An 18,680-nucleotide genomic window follows, 5' to 3' on the forward strand; every position below is an offset into this window, starting at 1 on the left:
AATCACTTGACATTTTTAATTACTTCAATTAGAAATTAGAAAAACTATTGAATTATTTCTTTTTTTCATACTTTAAAGTAGCTAAAGTATCTCGTAAATCAAGACCAGGTCTAAAAAGTATTTTAGCACTTTTTATTAAAGATGCATTTACTTTATTAGCTGTATCTACTCCTTCACTACTGATACTAATCTGAAAAGAACCAAAATCTCCTAATCGAACAATCTTTCCATCAGATAAATGTTTTGATAACATTTTAGCCAAATCAATTAATGTTGCATAAACATCACTCTCACTTATAGAAGATGTTTGAGCTATTTCTTTACTAAGATTACGTAATGTAACTTCTCCATCTGCAACAGAACTTGCATAAAATTTTTTAGGCGCTGTAGGATCTCCAGGATATCCTTTTTCGATAACATTGTACTTTACTGACATAGGTAATAAGATTTAATTGTTAATTCATAATGTCTTCTAATCTAGTGATTTATATTTAATAAACAAAATAGAACTACTGATTATCAGTAAAATACATTATATCATAAAAATAAAAAAGGCTTTCTTATATAAGAAAGCCTTGCTATTATCTTGAAACTTTGGTCGAAAGTTTAGCTGTTGTTTTTGGTACGATTGGTTTTTGATGCAACCTCATCGAATCTTTATTTGGTGCTTTCAGCGGATAAGTTCCTGTAAGTCCAGCCAATTTAAACGCACTATATATATTTTTATTCTGTTTATTTCCTAATGCAATTATAGTAAACTGATTGTTAACATCGTGTACAAAAACAGTATTATTTCCGTGCCACCAACCATTATGATACAATAATTTTTTACCATTATCATATTCTAATAAACGCATTCCAAGCCCATAATTCTTGAAACCTTTTTGCTCATAACTATATCCCTTAAAAGCTTCTTTCTTTATCTTCTTTGGTAAGAAATCATCCGAATACATGGCAACATCTAACTTATATAAATCTCTTGGTGTAGAGTATATATTTTTATCTCCATATGTACGGTCAAAATCATCCCAAGCCCACTCATATCCATTATATTTATAAGAACGAGCTACTGTATCTTTATCGCGATCATAGTCAAAAACAAAGGTATGATTCATTTCAAGAGGATCAAAAACCATGTATTTCATTGCTTTTGGATAATCCATTTTCATAATCTTTTCAATGACAAGTGCAAGAAAAGCAAAATTGGTATTCGAGTAATAAAACCCTTTATCTGCGGGACGAATTTGTTTAACGTCAAATTCTCTAAAGATATCTAACACATCTTGATTAGAAATTGGTTTCTCGCGATCCATCATTACCTTCTTGTTATTCCATAAAACGTTAGCATAATTTGGCAAACCACTGCGGTGATTTAACAAATTACGAACCGTGATATCATTGTAAGGGAAACCTTCTAATATTGTATTTACTTTTTGATCTAATTTGATTTTACCTTTTTCTACAAGCTTAAGAATCGCCATAGATGTAAAAACTTTCGAGATAGATGCGATGTGAATTGGTGTTTCGGCAGTAATTGGACGTTTATGTCTTTCGTCTGCCATTCCTTGATATTCCTCTAAAAGTACTTGTCCATTCTTCACTACAAGCAATCCTCCACTTACTTTTCCATCAACCCAAAAGTCTTTATAAAAGGTATTAAGTTTATTTCTGTAATCATTAAGTTCTGCTTGTGTGTACTTCATTGGTTTGAAATCTGCTTTCCAATCCAACGAATCATAGCGTAAGGCATGAGGATCCTTCTTTCTAACTTCTTCTTTTTGTTCGTTTTTCTTGCTACAGCTTCCCATAAACAGCATTGCAGACGCAAGAACAACCGCTACATATTTCATGTGTTTTTTCTTAATCTTATTGTTTGTTTCTACTAAAGTATATATTTATTTGTGGAATAGTTACCCGTTTATAAACATTAAGTTTTTTTTATGATTTATGAGAAAGTTGAGACTTAAACTCGCCCAATATGACACTTGTTGCAACAGCTACGTTAAGACTTTCGGTAGAACCATTTTTCCCAAAGAACGGAATGCTTAGTTTATTTGTCGTTAACTTCTCGATTTCTGGTGAAATTCCATTCGCTTCGTTCCCCATAACCAAGATACCTTCTTGCGGAAGTGTTTGTTCGTAAATAGATTCTCCTTCCATAAAAGTCCCGAAAATGTTTCCTTTATATTCAGATAAATATTTCTCCAAATCTATATAATGTACTTTTACGCGTGTAAAAGATCCCATTGTCGACATCACAACTTTTGGGTTATACATATCCACAGATTCTTTGGTACACAAAATATCCTCTACACCAAACCAATCAGCCAAGCGGATAATTGTTCCTAAATTACCTGGATCCCGAATATCATCTAAGGCAATGGATAAACCGTTCAATTGGATATCTTCATCATAATTTGGCAGTTCACAAAGTGCTAAACCTACATTTGGAGTAGTCAAGAAACTGATTTTTTTCAAATCTTTTTCTTCAATAAAAGTCTTTTTAATATGAGTAACTTCTGGCCAAAAGTCTTCAATTATAAATAATTCTTTAATATTTATAGAACTTTTTATAACTTCCCCAATATTTTTAACACCTTCTACGACAAACAAATTATATTTTTGTCTATATTTTTTAGAACCCAGAGAAGTTATTATCTTAATAACGTTATTTGATAACATATTTATGCAAAAAAAAATTACAACAAATATAGCACTTATCTCTTGTTTAGGATTACTTTTTTATAGCTGTAGTACAACTAAAAAAGTTCCTGAAGGAGAATATTTGTTTGTAAAGAACAAATTTGTCTATGACAAAGACGATCCTGATATTAAGAAGAAAAAATCTATAATCAACAAAGATTTAAGTGATTACGTAAAACAAAAACCAGCTGGAAAGTTTCTTGGATTTTTTCCTCTTTGGCAATGGGTTTACAATTGGTCACCTGCAAAATTTGATGAAACTTTTCATGAATATTATCGTCAAGACGCCTCTGTTCGTAACCAAAAATTATTAGACAGTTTATTAACAAAGAATAATTTGAGTGAATATGTTGGACAGAGTTTGTGGAAAGAGCGTCTTTATTATAGTCAAGGGGAAGCGCCTATTTTATTAGATGAAGAGCAATCAGAATTTTCAGCAAAAAACTTAAATCGATTGTTTCATGATAAGGGATATTTTGACTCGAAAGTAGTTGTTTCTTATGATAAGGATTCTGTATCAAAAAAAGCAGAGACTGTTTATGATATAAAATTAGGAGAACCTTCTTACATAGAAACTTATAGTCAAAAAATTTCTGACATTAAAATTGAAGAGTATTTAAATTCTACATTAGGTCAACAGAGCTCTTTACATGCTGGAGATCAATATAAGTTTGACAAATTTGAAGAAGAGAGAGACAGAGTTGTTGATCTATTAAAGAATAGAGGTTACTATGACTTTAATGATTCCGGAGAAGATTTATATTTTGAGGCTGATACTTTAAAAAGTAATAAACGCCTTGATATTACCATGTTTATTGATAAATATAATCAAGACTCTATAAAAATAGATAGTATAACACCTTTCACACAATATCGCTTTGGAAAAATTAATATCTATGCTGACGTGCGTAGTCAAGTTGATGATGAAAGTAAATTAATAAAGGAAGAGTACAAAGATTATAATGTCTTCTATTCAAAAGAAGCAGAATATAAACCAAGATATTTTACAGATGCATTTGTTATCCGTCCTGGTCAGTTATATCGTCAACGACAAGAGATACAGACTAAACGAAATATTTTCAAAAAAGAAAATATTAATCTTCATGGATTTAGAGTATCTAAACAAGATTCCATTCTTAATGTTGATGTTTTCTTTACGCCTAAAAAGAAGTATGATTTAAATCTCTTTGTTGAAAGTTATGCTTCTCGTTATATGAATTTTGCTATTTCTCCCGGTATGACATTAACTTCAAGAAATTTATTTGGAGGAGGAGAAAACTTAGAAACAACCTTAAAAGGAACTTTAGGTTCTGTTGATAAAGATTTTTCTTTGAACAAAGCTTTCTTAAATGCTTATGAAATTGCTATTGAAACAAAACTGAAGTTTCCATATTTATTAACCCCAATTAATTTAGACAATATTTTACCAAAGCGTTTTTCTGCAGAATCTGCAATTCGAATGAATGCAAGTACACAAAAAAATGTAGGTTTAGATAAAACTACTTATGGTTTTGGTTTTGATATGGATATCTCTAGTTCAGAGTTTCAACATAAAGTATCTTTATTTAATACAGAGTTTATTAGCAATCGAAAAAAAGATCGATATTATGATGTTTTTACAACAGATAATAGAACGAAAGAAAAAGTAAAAGATTTATATTATCAATATGATCCAAATGCGCCAATTTATTTAACTGATGACGAATTGACTAATGCGATTGAAGCAGACAAAGCTTTTCAAAATTCACTAACAGGAGATGATGCAAAACTTTATGTTGACTTTGAGAACATGTTGTATAGAAAAGCAAATATTTCTCAAAATGTATTAATCAATTCCTTTATTTATCAGTTTACATATAATCAGGAAAATGCATTCCGACCAAAAAGTAATCCTTGGTTTATACAAGCAAGAGTTGAATTAGCTGGAAATGTATTAAGAGGTTTAGACAAGGCTTTTGGTTTTAATAAAGCTGAACCTGATCGAGATGGAAATCAAACAGGTTTGATATTTGGAATTCCATATTCGCAATTTATAAAGTTAGACATTGATATTAGAAGAAAATTTAAATTAAATTATAATTCAAGCGTAGCTGGACGTTTTTTATTTGGGATTATACAACCTTATGGAAATTCAGACTCGGCACCATTCGTAAGAAGTTATTCTGCTGGTGGAGCGAATGATGTTCGTGGTTGGGCTCCATTAACACTAGGACCAGGTAGTAAACCTCGTATCAATTCTAAAAATCAAAGTTTAGAATTTGAAAGTATGAAATTGTTATTCAATGCAGAATATCGTTTCAATCTTTTTGGAAGTTTAGAAGGCGCATATTTTATTGATGCAGGTAATATTTGGGGCGTTAACAAAAGTCGTCAAGAAACTTTATTCAAATTCAAAGACTTTTATAAAGAATTCGGTATCGGATCTGGAGTTGGTTTCCGTTACCACATTGGTACCTTTGCAATTGTAAGATTTGATTTAGGTTATAAAATTTATGATCCTTCTTATGAGTTGGGTAATCGTTGGCAATTTGATAATTTTAATATTCTAAAACCAAGATTACATTTCGGAATTAACTATCCTTTCTAAAAAAACATCTATATTTGTTTCACAAAATACTAACATAATGAGCAGAAAATTTCCTGCCGGTGTTGCTACCGGTTCATTAGTTCAAGACATTATCAATGATGCAAAAGCAAATCAGTACGCTTTACCAGCGTGTAATGTCATCGGTTCAGACACAGTTAATGCAGCAATGGAAGCTGCTGTCGAGGTAAATTCTCCTATTATTATTCAATTTTCAAACGGAGGTGCTTCTTTTAATGCTGGAAAAGGCTTAAAAGGTGAAAATCAACTTTCTGCTATTAAAGGCGCTATCGCTGGAGCAAAACATATTCATACTTTAGCTGAATCTTATGGAGCTACTGTAATTTTACATACAGACCATTGTGCAAAAAAATTATTGCCTTGGATTGATGGAATTATGGATGCTAATGAAGAACATTTCAATAAATTCGGAAAAACTTTATTTAGTTCTCACATGTTAGATTTATCTGAAGAACCTTTAGAAGAGAATGTAGAGACGTGTAAAAGATATTTAGAAAGAATGTCTAAAGTTGGAATGACTCTAGAAATGGAATTAGGTATCACAGGTGGTGAAGAAGATGGAGTTGACAACTCTAATGTTGATAACTCTTTACTATACACACAACCAGAAGAAGTTGCTTACGTTTATGAAAACTTAAAATCAGTATCTGATAATTTCTGGATTGCTGCTGCATTTGGAAATGTACATGGTGTTTACAAACCAGGAAATGTTGTACTAACTCCAAAAATTTTAGACAATTCACAAAAATACATAAACGAGAAATATAGTGTAGATAACGCTGTAAACTTTGTTTTCCATGGAGGTTCAGGTTCTACTTTAGAAGAAATCAGAGAAGCAATAAGTTACGGAGTTATCAAAATGAATATTGATACTGATTTACAATATGCATTTATGGAAGGTGTTCGTAAATATTTTGACGAAAATGCAGCTTATTTACAAGGACAAATTGGTAATCCAGAAGGACCAGAAGCACCTAACAAAAAATACTATGATCCTCGAGTGTGGTTAAGATCTGGTGAAATATCTTTCAAAGATAGATTAATTCAATCTTTCCACGATTTAAATAATATTAATACTTTAGGATAATCTTTTTATAAAGATTTTCTATTCAAATAAAAACAGAGAATATGCCTTGGTTTATTAGAAGCAAGAAAAATATTACAACGCCTACAGAGTCTAAAAAAGACGTTAAAAAAGGCTTATGGTATAAAACACCTTCGGGAAAAATTATTGAAACTGAAGAATTGAAAGCAAATGCGTACGTAAGTCCAGAAGACGATCACCACGTACAAATTGGTTCTCAAGAATATTTTGATATCTTATTTGACGAAGGGAAATTTACAGAATTAGATACAAAAGTTGAAAGTAAAGACCCTTTAAATTGGACAGATACAAAACCTTATAAGGATCGTTTAAAAGAAATTAAAAAGAAAACGGGAATGACAGATTCTATTCGCAATGCGACAGGAAAAATTCATGGACGTGATATTACAATTTCTTGTATGGATTTCAAATTCATTGGTGGTTCTTTAGGATCTGTAATGGGAGAAAAAATTGCTCGTGCAATAGATTATTCTATTAAACATAAAACCCCTTATATTATCATTACACAATCTGGTGGTGCACGTATGATGGAAGCTGCTATATCCTTAATGCAATTAGCAAAAGTAGAAGCTAAATTAATCCAATTAGCAGATAACAATATTCCTTATATCACTATTTTAACAAATCCATCTTTTGGAGGAATTACAGCTTCTTTCGGATCAATTGGAGACGTTATTATGGCAGAACCAGGAGCTTTAATTGGTTTCGCTGGACCACGTGTTATCAAAGAAACAATTGGTAGAGATTTACCAGAAGGATTTCAAACTTCTGAATTTTTATTAGAAAAAGGTTTCGTTGATATGATCGTTCACCGTAAAAAGATGAAAGATAAAATAAAAGAAGTAGCTGATATGTTAATGCCTATCAACTAATTAAAATAAGTGCAAATATATTTTTAAAGTTTTATTCAAATTTGATTTGGATTATTAAGGATTGATTTTATATATTTGCACTCCAATCGCGAGAATAGCTCAGTTGGTAGAGCGCAACCTTGCCAAGGTTGAGGTCGCGGGTTCGAGCCCCGTTTCCCGCTCTTTGAAATATAAATTCAAAAATCAAATTTTGCCTTGGTGGTGGAATTGGTAGACACGCAGGACTTAAAATCCTGTGTCCATTAGGACGTGCGGGTTCAAGTCCCGCCTGAGGTACTTTTTTAATTTGATTTTGAAATTTACACGCGGGAATAGCTCAATTGGTAGAGCGTCAGCCTTCCAAGCTGAATGTTGCGGGTTCGAGTCCCGTTTCCCGCTCTAAAAAGCCAAAGAGAAATTTCTCTTTGGCTTTTTTTATAATTTTATAGTCAAATTATAAAACAAAAAAGTTCTCAGTTTTGAGAACTTTTTTGTTTTATTTTACTACAAACGTTATTTGCTTTGTATTAGATGGAGCAACTTCTTCCCAACCTCTTTTGTAATCAAATTGAATTGTACACTCTCCTTTGCTACCTGCTTTCACAGTATATACATTTTTACTTGGTACACCTACCATTCCTTCTTGTTGTTTTTTAACATTCACTTTATTTACAATTTTCACGTTACAACCTTCTGGCTCTGCAGTAAACCAATCGAAACCTGTAGAAGGATTGGCTGTTACTTCTAATTTCACTTGATCACCTTCATTCAATTTAATTGTTTTTACGTTTTCGACTGTATCCAAACTGATTGTTTGTTCTTTGCTCGAATTTGTTGCACATGCTGTCAACAAAGCTACACTTCCCATAATTAGTAAAGTCTTTTTAATCATACTTATTTTATTTTGGTTATTTTTTTATAAAAACAGTTATAAAGCTATTCAACTAAGTGCTTTTTCAACTAATTTTGTACTTTATTTTTTTAGTCAATAATTATGCCTCAAAATGTAACGATACGAATTTCTCCTACAGAAGCTGCAAACGAGAAAATTTTGAAACAACGTTTAGCATCTGCTGTTAAAACAAAACCAGAGAATATCAATGCTTACCAAATTATTCGTCGATCTTTAGATGCGCGAAGCCGAAATATTATTTCCCAATTACAAGTCAATGTTTTTATAAATGAAGAATTTTCGGATGCTTTCGAATTTCATCCAAATCTTCAAAATGTAGAAAACAAACATGAAGTTTACATTGCTGGTGCTGGTCCTGCTGGATTATTTGCTGCGTTAGAATTAATTGAACAAGGTCTGAAACCAATTATCATCGAGCGTGGTAAAAATGTTCGTGATCGTCGTCGTGATTTAGCAGCAATGAATAAAGAAGGAAAAGTAAATCCTGAATCTAACTATTGTTATGGTGAAGGTGGTGCTGGGACTTATTCGGACGGAAAATTATATACACGTTCTACAAAACGTGGAAATATCCTGAAATCATTGCAATGGTTTGTACATTTCGGTGCGACAGAACGTATTTTGCAAGAAGCGCATCCACATATCGGAACGAATAAATTACCTGGAATTATCGCCAACATGCGCGAAGCAATTATCGAATGCGGTGGTGAAGTTTGGTTTGATACAAAATTAACGGATATTATTATCGAGAATAATCAAATCAAAGGAATTGAAATCAATCATGATAAAAAAATTAAAACTTCTTCTTTAATCTTAGCAACGGGACATTCGGCTCGTGATATTTTCAGAATGTTAGATAAAAAAAACGTTTTAATCGAAGCAAAACCTTTTGCATTAGGCGTTCGTGTAGAACATCACCAAAGTTTGATTGATTCTGTTCAATACCATTGTCCAATCGGAACGGAACGGAACGAGTTTCTTCCTCCCGCATCTTATTCGTTAGTTTCTCAAGAAGCTGGTCGCGGCGTTTTCTCTTTTTGTATGTGTCCTGGTGGAATTATTGCACCTGCATCTACAGACGAAGGAGAATTGGTAGTAAATGGTTGGTCTCCTTCCAAACGTGACGGATTTTTTGCAAACTCGGGAATGGTTGTGACAGTTGATGAAAAAGATTTTGCTAAATATGGTTTTACTGGACCTTTGGCTGGAATGAAATTTCAACAAATGGTCGAGCAAAAAGCGTGGCAAGTTGGTGGAGGTAAATTAAAAGCACCTGCACAACGAATGACCGATTTTGTTTCAGGGAAGTTATCTAATTCATTAAATGATTGCTCTTATTTACCAGGTTTAACATCAGGTTTATTGAACGAAGTTTTACCAAAAGAAGTTCATCAATCTTTGAAATTAGGTTTTCAAACATTTGGTAAAAAAATGAATGGTTACTATACCGAAAACGCAAATATTGTCGCAACAGAATCTCGAACTTCTTCACCTGTTCGTATCCCGAGAAATGAAGAAACTTTAGAACATACGCAAGTTACTGGTTTATTTCCTTGCGCTGAAGGGGCTGGTTACGCTGGTGGAATTATTTCTGCCGCAATGGACGGAGCAAAAGTTGCGATTGCTGTGAAGAATTTTATCGAAAAATAGTTTTATATTTAATACTCAAAATAAAATACAGATGTCAAGCTGAACTTACTTCAGCTTCGCATCTTTAAAAATGATGAATCTCTTAAAATATATAGTATTAATTTTTATTTCTTCTATAAGTTTTGCTCAAGTAAAAGTTTTAGAAGATTATATTTCTGTTGAAAATAATTCATCTGAAGTTTCAAATAAGATTATTTCAAATGAAGATTTTTTAAGAGTTTTAATTGATGAATACTATAAACTAATATTTGAAGAAGATTTAATCGATAATGAATTGATAAATTATCAAATTGTAAAAAATGAATTTGATTTCAATAATATTAATCTAAGAAAAAATATCAATCATAAATTTTCTTTTAAATCTAAAAAAAATAATAAATACAGATATTCAAATCCACTTATTTCAAAAAACAAAAATTATGCTATCATTTACGAACTTGATAATCCAAATGGATTAAGCGGTGGTGGAGATTTAATTTTATTAAAACTTGAAAATAATAAATGGAAAAAAATAAGAATTTTATATAGTTGGATGGCATAATGAATCTTTTAAAATCTATACTATTTGTTGGTTTAGGTGGCGCTTTTGGTAGTGTTGCAAGATTTTTAATTTCATACGGAATCGGAAAATATTATTCGCAACCTTTTCCATTTGCTACGTTTTTGACAAATATTATCGGTTGTTTTTTGATTGGCTCTTTATATGGATATTCAATCAAAAATGATTTAGGAAATTCCTATTTCAATTTTTTACTGATAACAGGAGCTTGTGGAGGTTTCACTACTTTTTCTAGCTTTTCGTATGAAAACTTCAATTTAATTCAACAACAAAATTACATCACTCCAATTATTTATATTTTATTGAGTGTATTTATTGGGATAACTTTTACAGTAATCGGTTTTAAATTAATAAAATAAATCATTTTCAATATTCTATCTTTCCTCAACAATAGATAATAAAAAATTCTTATTTTAGGAAAATAAAATTTATCTCATGAGGAAATCGTTATTAATCTGCGGAATCATTTTTGGTTCTGTATTTACTCACGCACAATTAAAAACAGTGAAAAAAACTGACAACAAAGGATATACCTATGAAATGGTAGAAAACGATCCTTCTAATACTAGAATTTACACATTAAAAAATGGTTTAAAGATTTATTTGGCTCAATTAAAAGATGAACCAAGAATTCAGACTCATATTGCTGTAAAAACAGGCTCTAACAACGATCCAGAAGACAATACTGGTTTAGCTCACTATTTAGAGCACATGGTTTTTAAAGGAACTTCTAAAATTGGAACACAAAACTGGGCAGTTGAAAAACCTTTAATAAAACAGATTTCTGATTTATACGAACAACACAAAGCAGAAAAAGATCCTGCTAAAAAAATCGAAATTTATAAGAAAATCGATCAAGTTTCTCAAGAAGCATCTAAATATGCTGTTGCCAATGAATATGACAAATTAATTTCTTCTTTGGGAGCCTCAGGAACTAATGCACATACATCTTTAGAAGAAACAATTTACCATAATAATATTCCAAATAACGAATTAGAAAAATGGTTAAAAGTAGAATCTGAACGATTTAGTGAATTAGTTTTAAGACTTTTTCATACAGAATTAGAAGCTGTATATGAAGAGTTTAATCGATCTCAGGATAATGATGGACGCTTAGTTTTCTATAAAATGATGGAGACTTTATTTCCTAAATCCCATTATGGAACGCAAACAACAATTGGAACTTCAGAACATTTGAAAAATCCATCAATGGTTGCTATTCATAATTATTTCGATAAATATTATGTTGCCAGTAATATGGCTGTTATGTTGATTGGTGATTTTGATTTTGATACGGCTGTTCCTATGATTGACAAATATTTTGGAAACTACGCTACAAAACCTGCTCCACAACAATATGTAGCAAAAGAAGATCCTATTAAATCAATTGTTACAAGTGAAGTTTTTAGTCCCTCTTCAGAGCGTGTACAATTTGCTTATCGTTTTAATGGGACAAATAGTGATGATGCAAAATATGTTACTTTGATTGATTATATCTTAAGCAATTCTACGGCAGGATTAATTGATTTGAATATCAATCAACAACAAAAAGCTTTAGGAGCAGGAAGTGGAGCTTCTTTTTTCCGTGATTTAGGGATGCATTCTTTTTCAGGAACACCAAAACAAGGTCAAAGTCTAGAAGAAGTTCGTGATTTAATTTTAGGTCAAATTGAAAACATCAAACAAGGAAAATTTGAAGATTGGATGATTGACGCTGTTGTAAATGACTTAAAAAGATCTCGTTTACAAAACTGGGAAAACTCTCGTTCATTAGCAGCTAGTTTATATAAATCTTTCATCAATGAAACTCCATGGGAAAATATTGTTTATCAATACGATGATTTATCTAAGATTACAAAGCAACAATTAATGGATTTTGCGAAAAATAATTACAATGATAATTATGTGATTGTTTATAAACGCCAAGGAGAAAACAAAGATCTAGTTCGTGTTTCAAACCCAGGAATTACTCCTATCCAATTAAATCGTGATGCTGAATCACAGTTCTATAAAGATTTCCAAAAAATTGAAACAAAAGATATTCAACCTGTTTTTGTTGATTTCAAAAAAGAACTAAATGAAAGTAAAGTTAAAAATACAACATTTACTTCTGTTAAAAATAATTCTAATGACTTAAGCTCAGTCTACTATATTTTAGATATGGGATCTGATCATAATAAAAAACTAGGATTAGCAATTAACTATCTTAATTATTTAGGAACTTCTAAATATTCACCAGAAGATTTAAAAAAAGAATTTTATAAATTAGGTATAGAGTATAATGTAAATTCAGGTACAGATAGAAGTTTTGTTTATTTAACTGGTTTACAAAAGAATTTACCAGAAGGAATCAAGTTATTTGAACATTTATTAAATGATGCAGTTTCAGACAAACAATCATATCAAGAATATGTAAAAACGATCTTGAAATCAAGAGAAAATTCAAAGAAAAATAAAAACGCGATTGCTGTTGCACTTAATAACTATGCGCAATACGGAGAAAATAATCGCTTTAGAGATATTATTTCTGAAAAAGAATTGAATACAATTAATCCAACGGAATTAACTCAATTGATTAAAAACGTGTTGAATTATAAACATCAAATTTTCTATTATGGAAATGATGAAAAAGCAACTAAAAAAGCTTTAGAAAAGTATCATAATTTTGGAAAAGGATTAGATTATCCAGCGAAAAAAGAGTTTCCTCAACCTGTCACAGACGGTAAAGTTTATTTTGCTCCTTACGATATGGTACAAGCTGAAATTAATTTTGTAGCGAGAGATAGCAAATTTGACAAAAATTTATTAACTTCTTCTGGAATTTTCAACGAATATTTTGGAGGAGGTTTATCTTCAATTGTTTTTCAAGAAATACGCGAATCAAAATCATTGGCTTATTCAGCTAGAGCAAATTATGCAAATGCAACTAAAAAAGATTTGTATAACTATGTAAGAGCAAACATTGGTACACAAGCTAACAAATTACCACAAGCTGTGGAAGCAATGAATGAATTGATGAATAATATGCCTAAAGCTCCAAATCAATTTGAAAATTCTAAGCAAGCTGCATTGAAACAGATCGCTACAAAACGTTACACAAAAACTAATATATTCTTCTATTGGTTAGCATTACAAGATCGCGGATTGACGTATGATATCAACAAAGATATTTACATGCAAACATCTACTTTAACTTTAGATCAATTGAATGAATTCTTTAATAAATATATCAAAGGTCAAAAGTATAATGTTGGTTTAATAGGAAATAAAACGAACTTAGATTGGCCTTCTGTAGAGAAATTAGGACAAATAAAAGAATTGACTTTAGAAGATTTATTCAATTATTAATCGACTAAAATCACATAAATCAATAAACGCGTTTAGGAAAATCCTATAACGCGTTTATTTTTAAAATAACCTACGAATGAATAATCATTCAAAAACTAAATATGGCTCAATCTCCTTAAACTTTTCTTCACTTATCGCATAACACTTTTTTAATGTCTTCGCATCTTTAAAATTACCTCCTAGCGAACGTTTAAAATTAAGAATCGTATTTGCTTGTTTCTCTGTAAAACCAAGTTTTATCCAATCTTCATGATTCAAATTATTTGGATTAAACTTGCCTTTTATTTCTATTTTTTCTGCTACTTTATCTTCATTTTTTGGTAGATCAACTTTTGTCTGCTCAGACTTAAAATTAACATTTTCAGGTAAATCAACGTAAGGTTCCATTTCAAGATATTTTTCATCCGAAATTATATAACACTTTTTCAATTGTTCTTTTGATCTGAATTGTCCTCCTAAAATATTTTTATATTTCAGAATTGAAGCAGCTTGTTTAGACGAAAAACCTACTCTTTGCCAATCATTTTCAGAATAATTATTTGGATTAAATTTTACATACTGAATATTTTTCCTAATTTGTTTTTTTTCATTTTTTTCATCTTCTTTCGATTTTTCTGGCAATAAAATATATGCTTTCATCTCTGCGTATTTCCTATCATCTATCACGAAACATTTCCTCAACTGATCCTTAGAAGTAAACTTCCCTCCTAAAATCTGTTTATATTTCATAATAATTTCTGCCTGTTTTGGAGAAAAACCGAGCTTTTCCCAACCTTGTTGTGGCAAATCATTTGGATTGAAATTTTTGTAAACGATTTTCGTCTTTGGTGATGAATAATCTATAAAACTCAATTTAGATTGTTCTGGTAAAAGAACAAAAGGAGCTAATTCATTATATTTTACTTCATCGATAACATAACATTTCTTAATTTGTTCTTTTGATGTAAATTCTCCTCCAACAATTCCTTTATATTTTAAAATAATTTCGGATTGACGTTCTGAAAATCCTAAATTCATCCAATCTTCTAAAGACAAGTCATTTGGATTAAATGGTTTTATTGAATCTTTTAATTGTTTATTCGAAGTAGAATTAAATGTATAACTCTTTGATGTTATTTGATAATTCGCTAACAAAGCTTTATCTGCTTCTGTTAATTGATATGTTTCTTTTTCAACTGAAATATGTTGAAAAGTTTCAAATAACAAAATCAAAACAAATAACAAATACAAGCCAAATCGTTGCAATTTATTCAGATAAAAAGTAGATTTTTTTAAATATTTCATCTTGGTTAAAAAAGAAGTGAAAATAAATACCTTATCACACACTTATATTATCGAAAAACGATATAACCATCAAATTTTGAAATAAGTTAAGAATAGAAAAATTAATAATAGGTTTTAAGTATTTGTAAATATTTTTTTTTACAAATCAAAAACTGATTTTCGTTTAATAACAAAACAATCTTTTACCCAAAAAAAGAATAACATAATAAAATAACCAACAAACGTTAAACCAAAAGTAGCGAAGGTTAAATAGATGAAAATCAAACGTAATTTTGCAACGCGAATTCCTAATTTATCTGCAAAACGAGAGATAACATTAAACCATTCTGTTTCTGTAAAATTCCTAATTTGATCTTTCATTTAACGTAAAATTTGTTGTCCGATAGCGCAATTTAAACATTTTTTTTCGGAGCAATATCTTTTTTTGAGTTGAATTAATTGTTGCGAATCTTTTGCATTTTTATTTTCAAAACCAATTCGTTCAAACTCATCTAAAATCGAGTTGTTTTCTGCTTCCATTTCAGTCAATAAATCCAAATAAAAATCAATTTCTACCTCATCTTTTTGTCTCTCGAATGCATAACGAATCGGAATAAAAGAATTGATGAGCAAATTATTTATTTTATCTTTTGAAAGATTTTTGAGTTGAAGTTTCGATTCATTTTTAAATGTATAATGAGTTTCCCAAAAAGAATTTAATTCCAATTTTCCGAAAATTTCATAAAATTCTTTCAAGTTTTTTGGCTGAATAATTTCTGAAAACAAACTTTGATAATTCACATAAATCGATGCTAATTGCGCCAAACGAATTGTCGGAAAACCAATTGGTCGCATTTTCGAAAATCGAAACAAACTATTTTCAATTGGTTGTAACTGATATTTATTTTCCAGGAATTGATATTCATTTTTTAATTGTTTAAAATAATCATTTTCATGATTTTCTACTAGAAATCCAGCTTGTCCAAAAAATAAAGCTTCAACTTTTAATCGATCAAATTGAATTTTTTGTAAAACTTTAAATGGAAAAGAGTTTGCCCAAATTTCAAATGTCTCCACATTAACTTTCAAGCCAAAATTTTTTGCCAAACTTTTAAACAACGTTTCTTCCCAATTCGAATTATTTTGATTCAAAATTTCTAAAACAATCTGTGTTTTCTCCTCAAAACGTTCAATTAATATTCGTTCAAACCAAAAAGAAAATTGTTTCAAATCAATTAAATCTAAAAATTCTTCACAGTAAATTTTATCCAACTTAGAATTAATAATATTTTGATAATTAAAAATAATTTCCGGCTTTACAAAATCTTGTAATATCAAAGTTTGAACATTACGTTGACGCAAAATATCAACTTCGCGATCATGATTCCATACAACATGCAAAATCACATTTTGATAAGCAATGTCATCAGAATGTTGATGAATATTCCAATCTGAAGAATTTACATGCATCTCCACACTACCAATCCATAATTTATCACCAATTATAATTTCAGCTTCCAAAAAATCTGGTCCAGCATGATGATTTAACTTTCCAACTTTAACAATTTCAATGAAATCACCATGAAAAGTTTGCAAATTTTTATGAGAAAATTGATTCAATTTCCAAATATAATGTAGAAAAACCTCTTTCATAGTCAAAAGATAATCAGTTTATTAGAATATATTTTAAAAATAAATACTTAAAAAATAAAAAATTAATTAAACGTTTGTTTAACTTTGCGCGTTCAATTTTTATAAGATGGAATTAAGTGAAAAACAAATAGAAATTTTAGTAGCTGCTGAAAAAATTTTTGGAAGACGTGGAATAGATGCTGCAAGTGTTCGTGACATTGCAAAAGAAGCAAATATTAATGTCGCAATGATCAGCTACTATTTTGGGTCAAAAGATAAATTAGTTGAAAATTTGTTCAGTTGGAGAATTTCTACTTTCAACACTTCTCTAGAATTAATTTCACAAAATACAACTCTATCCCCTTTTGAAAAACTTCAAGGTATTTTGAAAGCTTATTTGAATAGAATTTTAGAAAAACCTGAATTTCATAGAATTATGGCAAGAGAATATTCTAAACGTGATTCTATTCTTGAAGTAGACAATAAAATAAATGAATTGAAAATTAAAAACTTAGAATACATCACTAACATTATTAGCGAAGGATATTCTGAAGGCTTTTTTAAAAGAAAAGCTCCTGCCGAAGCTGTTGTAATGGTAGTTATTGGAGGAACTTCTTATTTGATATTGAACGAAAAAACATATATGAAACAATGGGGATTATCTTCTCATGAAGAGTTTACAGAACATATTCACGAAGAATATTACCCTTATTTAATAGATTCTTTAAAAGCAATTTTACTATACGATGAAAAATAAAATTTTCTTACCGATTTGTTTAGTTGTTGCTACTTTCGCTCATGCGCAGGAAACCAACGTTTCTTTGCAGGAAGTTATTCAACAAAGTTTGCAGAACAACAAATCTGTGAAAGTTGCCGAAGCTGCTAAAAATACAAGTGAGTATAAAGTACAAAGCGCTAAAAACAATCGTTTACCAGACATTTCGTTAAGTGGACAATACATGCATTTGTTTACTACAACAAATGTAGACATCAAACTTCCGATGCAATCTTCTGGAGGAGGAATGGGAGTTGAACCAAATCAATTATTATTAGGACAAGCAAGTGCTTCTGTTCCTATTTTTGCTGGATTTAAAATTAAAAATGCAATCAAAAGCAGTGAATTAATGGTTGATTTATCGAACTTACAAATCGAAGCAACAAAAGAAAATGTGGTTTGGCAAACTATCAATCTATATTTTGGATTGTACAAAACGCAACGTTCTATCGATGTGTTAAACGAAAACTTAGTCAGAGCAAATCAACGTGTGAAAGATTTTCAGAACTTTTTGGATAACGGAATCATCGCAAGAAATGATTTGTTAAGAGCAAAATTACAAGCTTCGAATGTACAAGTTGCAATTGATGAAGCCGAAACGCAATACAAAAACATCAATTACCGATTGAATTTATTGACTGGGCAAGACGAAAGTAAAATCGTTCATGTTGATAATGTAGAAACTTTGAAAACCATCAATCAAAATTCTCAAGATTACGTCAATCGTACTGATGTAAAATCATATGATGTAAAAAATCAGATTGCTGATAGTCAAATCAAAATCGCAAAAGCAGCTTATTACCCTCAATTAGCAGTTTCTGCTGGCTATGTTGCAATGGATATTGACAAAGTTGCCTCCGTTACAAATGCGACAAATGTTGGTGTTGGATTGAAATATGATTTGTCTTCTTTGTATAAAAATAAAGCAGAAGTTGAAATTGCAAAAGCTCAGAAATTAGAAAATGAGATGCAAAAAGAAACGACAATTGATAAAGCTAAAGTTGAAATGAACGAAGCTTTTCAAAAGTATGATTTAGCAAAAAAGAAAAATAATGTTTACAAAGAAGCTGTAGAACAAGCGAACGAAAACTACAGAATTGTAAAAGATAAAAACGACAACGGATTGGCTGATACAAATGATTTATTAGAAGCGGATGTACAACAATTACAAGCAAAAATTAATCAAGTTGTTGGAGATGCAGACGAACAATTGGCAATCTACGAATATTACTATACTACAGGAATTTTATTAGAAAACGTACAATAACACCTCTCG

Annotated in this window: 16 protein-coding genes and 3 tRNA genes; 12 read left to right on the forward strand and 7 right to left on the reverse strand. The window is 30.3% G+C overall.

Features of this window, described 5'->3' with window-relative positions:
• Positions 1-52: 52 nt before the first annotated feature.
• The 3 genes from E4J94_RS00715 to E4J94_RS00725 all read right to left on the reverse strand — a co-directional run bounded on the left by E4J94_RS00715 (position 53) and on the right by E4J94_RS00725 (position 2,682).
• On the reverse strand, positions 53-436 hold the full coding sequence (locus tag E4J94_RS00715) for an HU family DNA-binding protein (RefSeq protein WP_135833993.1): 384 nt from the start codon (positions 434-436) through the stop codon (positions 53-55).
• 145 nt (positions 437-581) lie between these two features.
• On the reverse strand, positions 582-1,850 hold the full coding sequence (locus E4J94_RS00720) for a serine hydrolase domain-containing protein (RefSeq protein WP_135833994.1): 1,269 nt from the start codon (positions 1,848-1,850) through the stop codon (positions 582-584).
• 88 nt (positions 1,851-1,938) lie between these two features.
• Positions 1,939-2,682 carry a TrmH family RNA methyltransferase gene (locus E4J94_RS00725; protein WP_135833995.1) on the reverse strand — a complete coding sequence of 248 codons (744 nt, stop codon included), beginning with the start codon at positions 2,680-2,682 and terminating at the stop codon, positions 1,939-1,941.
• 4 nt (positions 2,683-2,686) lie between these two features.
• Here E4J94_RS00725 and tamL point away from each other — a divergent pair, with 4 nt between their 5' ends.
• The 6 genes from tamL to E4J94_RS00755 all read left to right on the forward strand — a co-directional run bounded on the left by tamL (position 2,687) and on the right by E4J94_RS00755 (position 7,663).
• On the forward strand, positions 2,687-5,290 hold the full coding sequence (gene tamL, locus E4J94_RS00730; protein WP_135833996.1) for a translocation and assembly module lipoprotein TamL: 2,604 nt from the start codon (positions 2,687-2,689) through the stop codon (positions 5,288-5,290).
• A gap of 37 nt (positions 5,291-5,327) precedes the next feature.
• Positions 5,328-6,395, forward strand: coding sequence for a class II fructose-bisphosphate aldolase (fbaA, locus tag E4J94_RS00735; RefSeq protein WP_135833997.1), 1,068 nt, complete (start codon positions 5,328-5,330; stop codon positions 6,393-6,395).
• 41 nt (positions 6,396-6,436) lie between these two features.
• Positions 6,437-7,285: an acetyl-CoA carboxylase, carboxyltransferase subunit beta gene (gene accD, locus E4J94_RS00740; RefSeq protein WP_135833998.1), complete on the forward strand. Its 849-nt coding sequence runs from the start codon at positions 6,437-6,439 to the stop codon at positions 7,283-7,285.
• Between the two features lie 88 nt (positions 7,286-7,373).
• Positions 7,374-7,446: transfer RNA gene (locus E4J94_RS00745), tRNA-Gly, on the forward strand.
• Between the two features lie 31 nt (positions 7,447-7,477).
• Positions 7,478-7,561 (forward strand) — tRNA-Leu (locus E4J94_RS00750).
• A 29-nt stretch (positions 7,562-7,590) separates the two neighbouring features.
• Positions 7,591-7,663 (forward strand) — tRNA-Gly (locus tag E4J94_RS00755).
• A gap of 97 nt (positions 7,664-7,760) precedes the next feature.
• On the opposite strand, the gene E4J94_RS00760 is transcribed toward E4J94_RS00755, so the two are convergent.
• Positions 7,761-8,156 carry a protease inhibitor I42 family protein gene (locus tag E4J94_RS00760; protein ID WP_135833999.1) on the reverse strand — a complete coding sequence of 132 codons (396 nt, stop codon included), beginning with the start codon at positions 8,154-8,156 and terminating at the stop codon, positions 7,761-7,763.
• A 102-nt stretch (positions 8,157-8,258) separates the two neighbouring features.
• Between E4J94_RS00760 and E4J94_RS00765 the strand changes: the two genes are divergently transcribed.
• The 4 genes from E4J94_RS00765 to E4J94_RS00780 all read left to right on the forward strand — a co-directional run bounded on the left by E4J94_RS00765 (position 8,259) and on the right by E4J94_RS00780 (position 13,734).
• Positions 8,259-9,827 carry an NAD(P)/FAD-dependent oxidoreductase gene (locus tag E4J94_RS00765; RefSeq protein WP_135834000.1) on the forward strand — a complete coding sequence of 523 codons (1,569 nt, stop codon included), beginning with the start codon at positions 8,259-8,261 and terminating at the stop codon, positions 9,825-9,827.
• A 70-nt stretch (positions 9,828-9,897) separates the two neighbouring features.
• Positions 9,898-10,368, forward strand: a complete 471-nt coding sequence (locus E4J94_RS00770) for a hypothetical protein (RefSeq protein WP_135834001.1) — start codon at positions 9,898-9,900, stop codon at positions 10,366-10,368.
• Complete coding sequence (crcB, locus tag E4J94_RS00775) at positions 10,368-10,745, forward strand: fluoride efflux transporter CrcB (protein WP_135834002.1); 378 nt, start codon at positions 10,368-10,370, stop codon at positions 10,743-10,745. Before E4J94_RS00770 ends, crcB begins: the two co-directional genes overlap by 1 nt.
• A 76-nt stretch (positions 10,746-10,821) precedes the next feature.
• On the forward strand, positions 10,822-13,734 hold the full coding sequence (locus tag E4J94_RS00780; protein WP_135834003.1) for a M16 family metallopeptidase: 2,913 nt from the start codon (positions 10,822-10,824) through the stop codon (positions 13,732-13,734).
• Between the two features lie 84 nt (positions 13,735-13,818).
• Here E4J94_RS00780 and E4J94_RS00785 read toward each other — a convergent pair whose 3' ends face one another.
• The 3 genes from E4J94_RS00785 to E4J94_RS00795 form a co-directional block, all read right to left on the reverse strand.
• Entirely contained in the window at positions 13,819-15,018 is a 1,200-nt protein-coding gene (locus E4J94_RS00785) for a helix-hairpin-helix domain-containing protein (protein WP_135834004.1), read from the reverse strand.
• A 138-nt stretch (positions 15,019-15,156) separates the two neighbouring features.
• Positions 15,157-15,378 (reverse strand): PspC family transcriptional regulator, encoded by a 222-nt coding sequence (locus E4J94_RS00790; protein WP_038332996.1) that lies wholly within the window; start codon positions 15,376-15,378, stop codon positions 15,157-15,159.
• Positions 15,379-16,650, reverse strand: coding sequence for a DUF2851 family protein (locus E4J94_RS00795; protein ID WP_135834005.1), 1,272 nt, complete (start codon positions 16,648-16,650; stop codon positions 15,379-15,381).
• Between the two features lie 106 nt (positions 16,651-16,756).
• On the opposite strand from E4J94_RS00795, the gene E4J94_RS00800 reads away from it, so the two are divergent.
• Together E4J94_RS00800 and E4J94_RS00805 are read left to right on the forward strand one after the other, a co-directional pair.
• The gene (locus E4J94_RS00800) at positions 16,757-17,386 is read left to right on the forward strand and encodes a TetR/AcrR family transcriptional regulator (RefSeq protein ID WP_135834006.1); all 630 of its coding nucleotides are present in this window, start codon (positions 16,757-16,759) and stop codon (positions 17,384-17,386) included.
• Positions 17,376-18,671 (forward strand): TolC family protein, encoded by a 1,296-nt coding sequence (locus E4J94_RS00805; protein ID WP_135834007.1) that lies wholly within the window; start codon positions 17,376-17,378, stop codon positions 18,669-18,671. The genes E4J94_RS00800 and E4J94_RS00805 overlap by 11 nt, the downstream gene beginning before the upstream one ends.
• Positions 18,672-18,680 lie beyond the last annotated feature (9 nt).

This window comes from Empedobacter tilapiae, assembly GCF_004785645.1.
GTDB lineage: Bacteria > Bacteroidota > Bacteroidia > Flavobacteriales > Weeksellaceae > Empedobacter > Empedobacter tilapiae.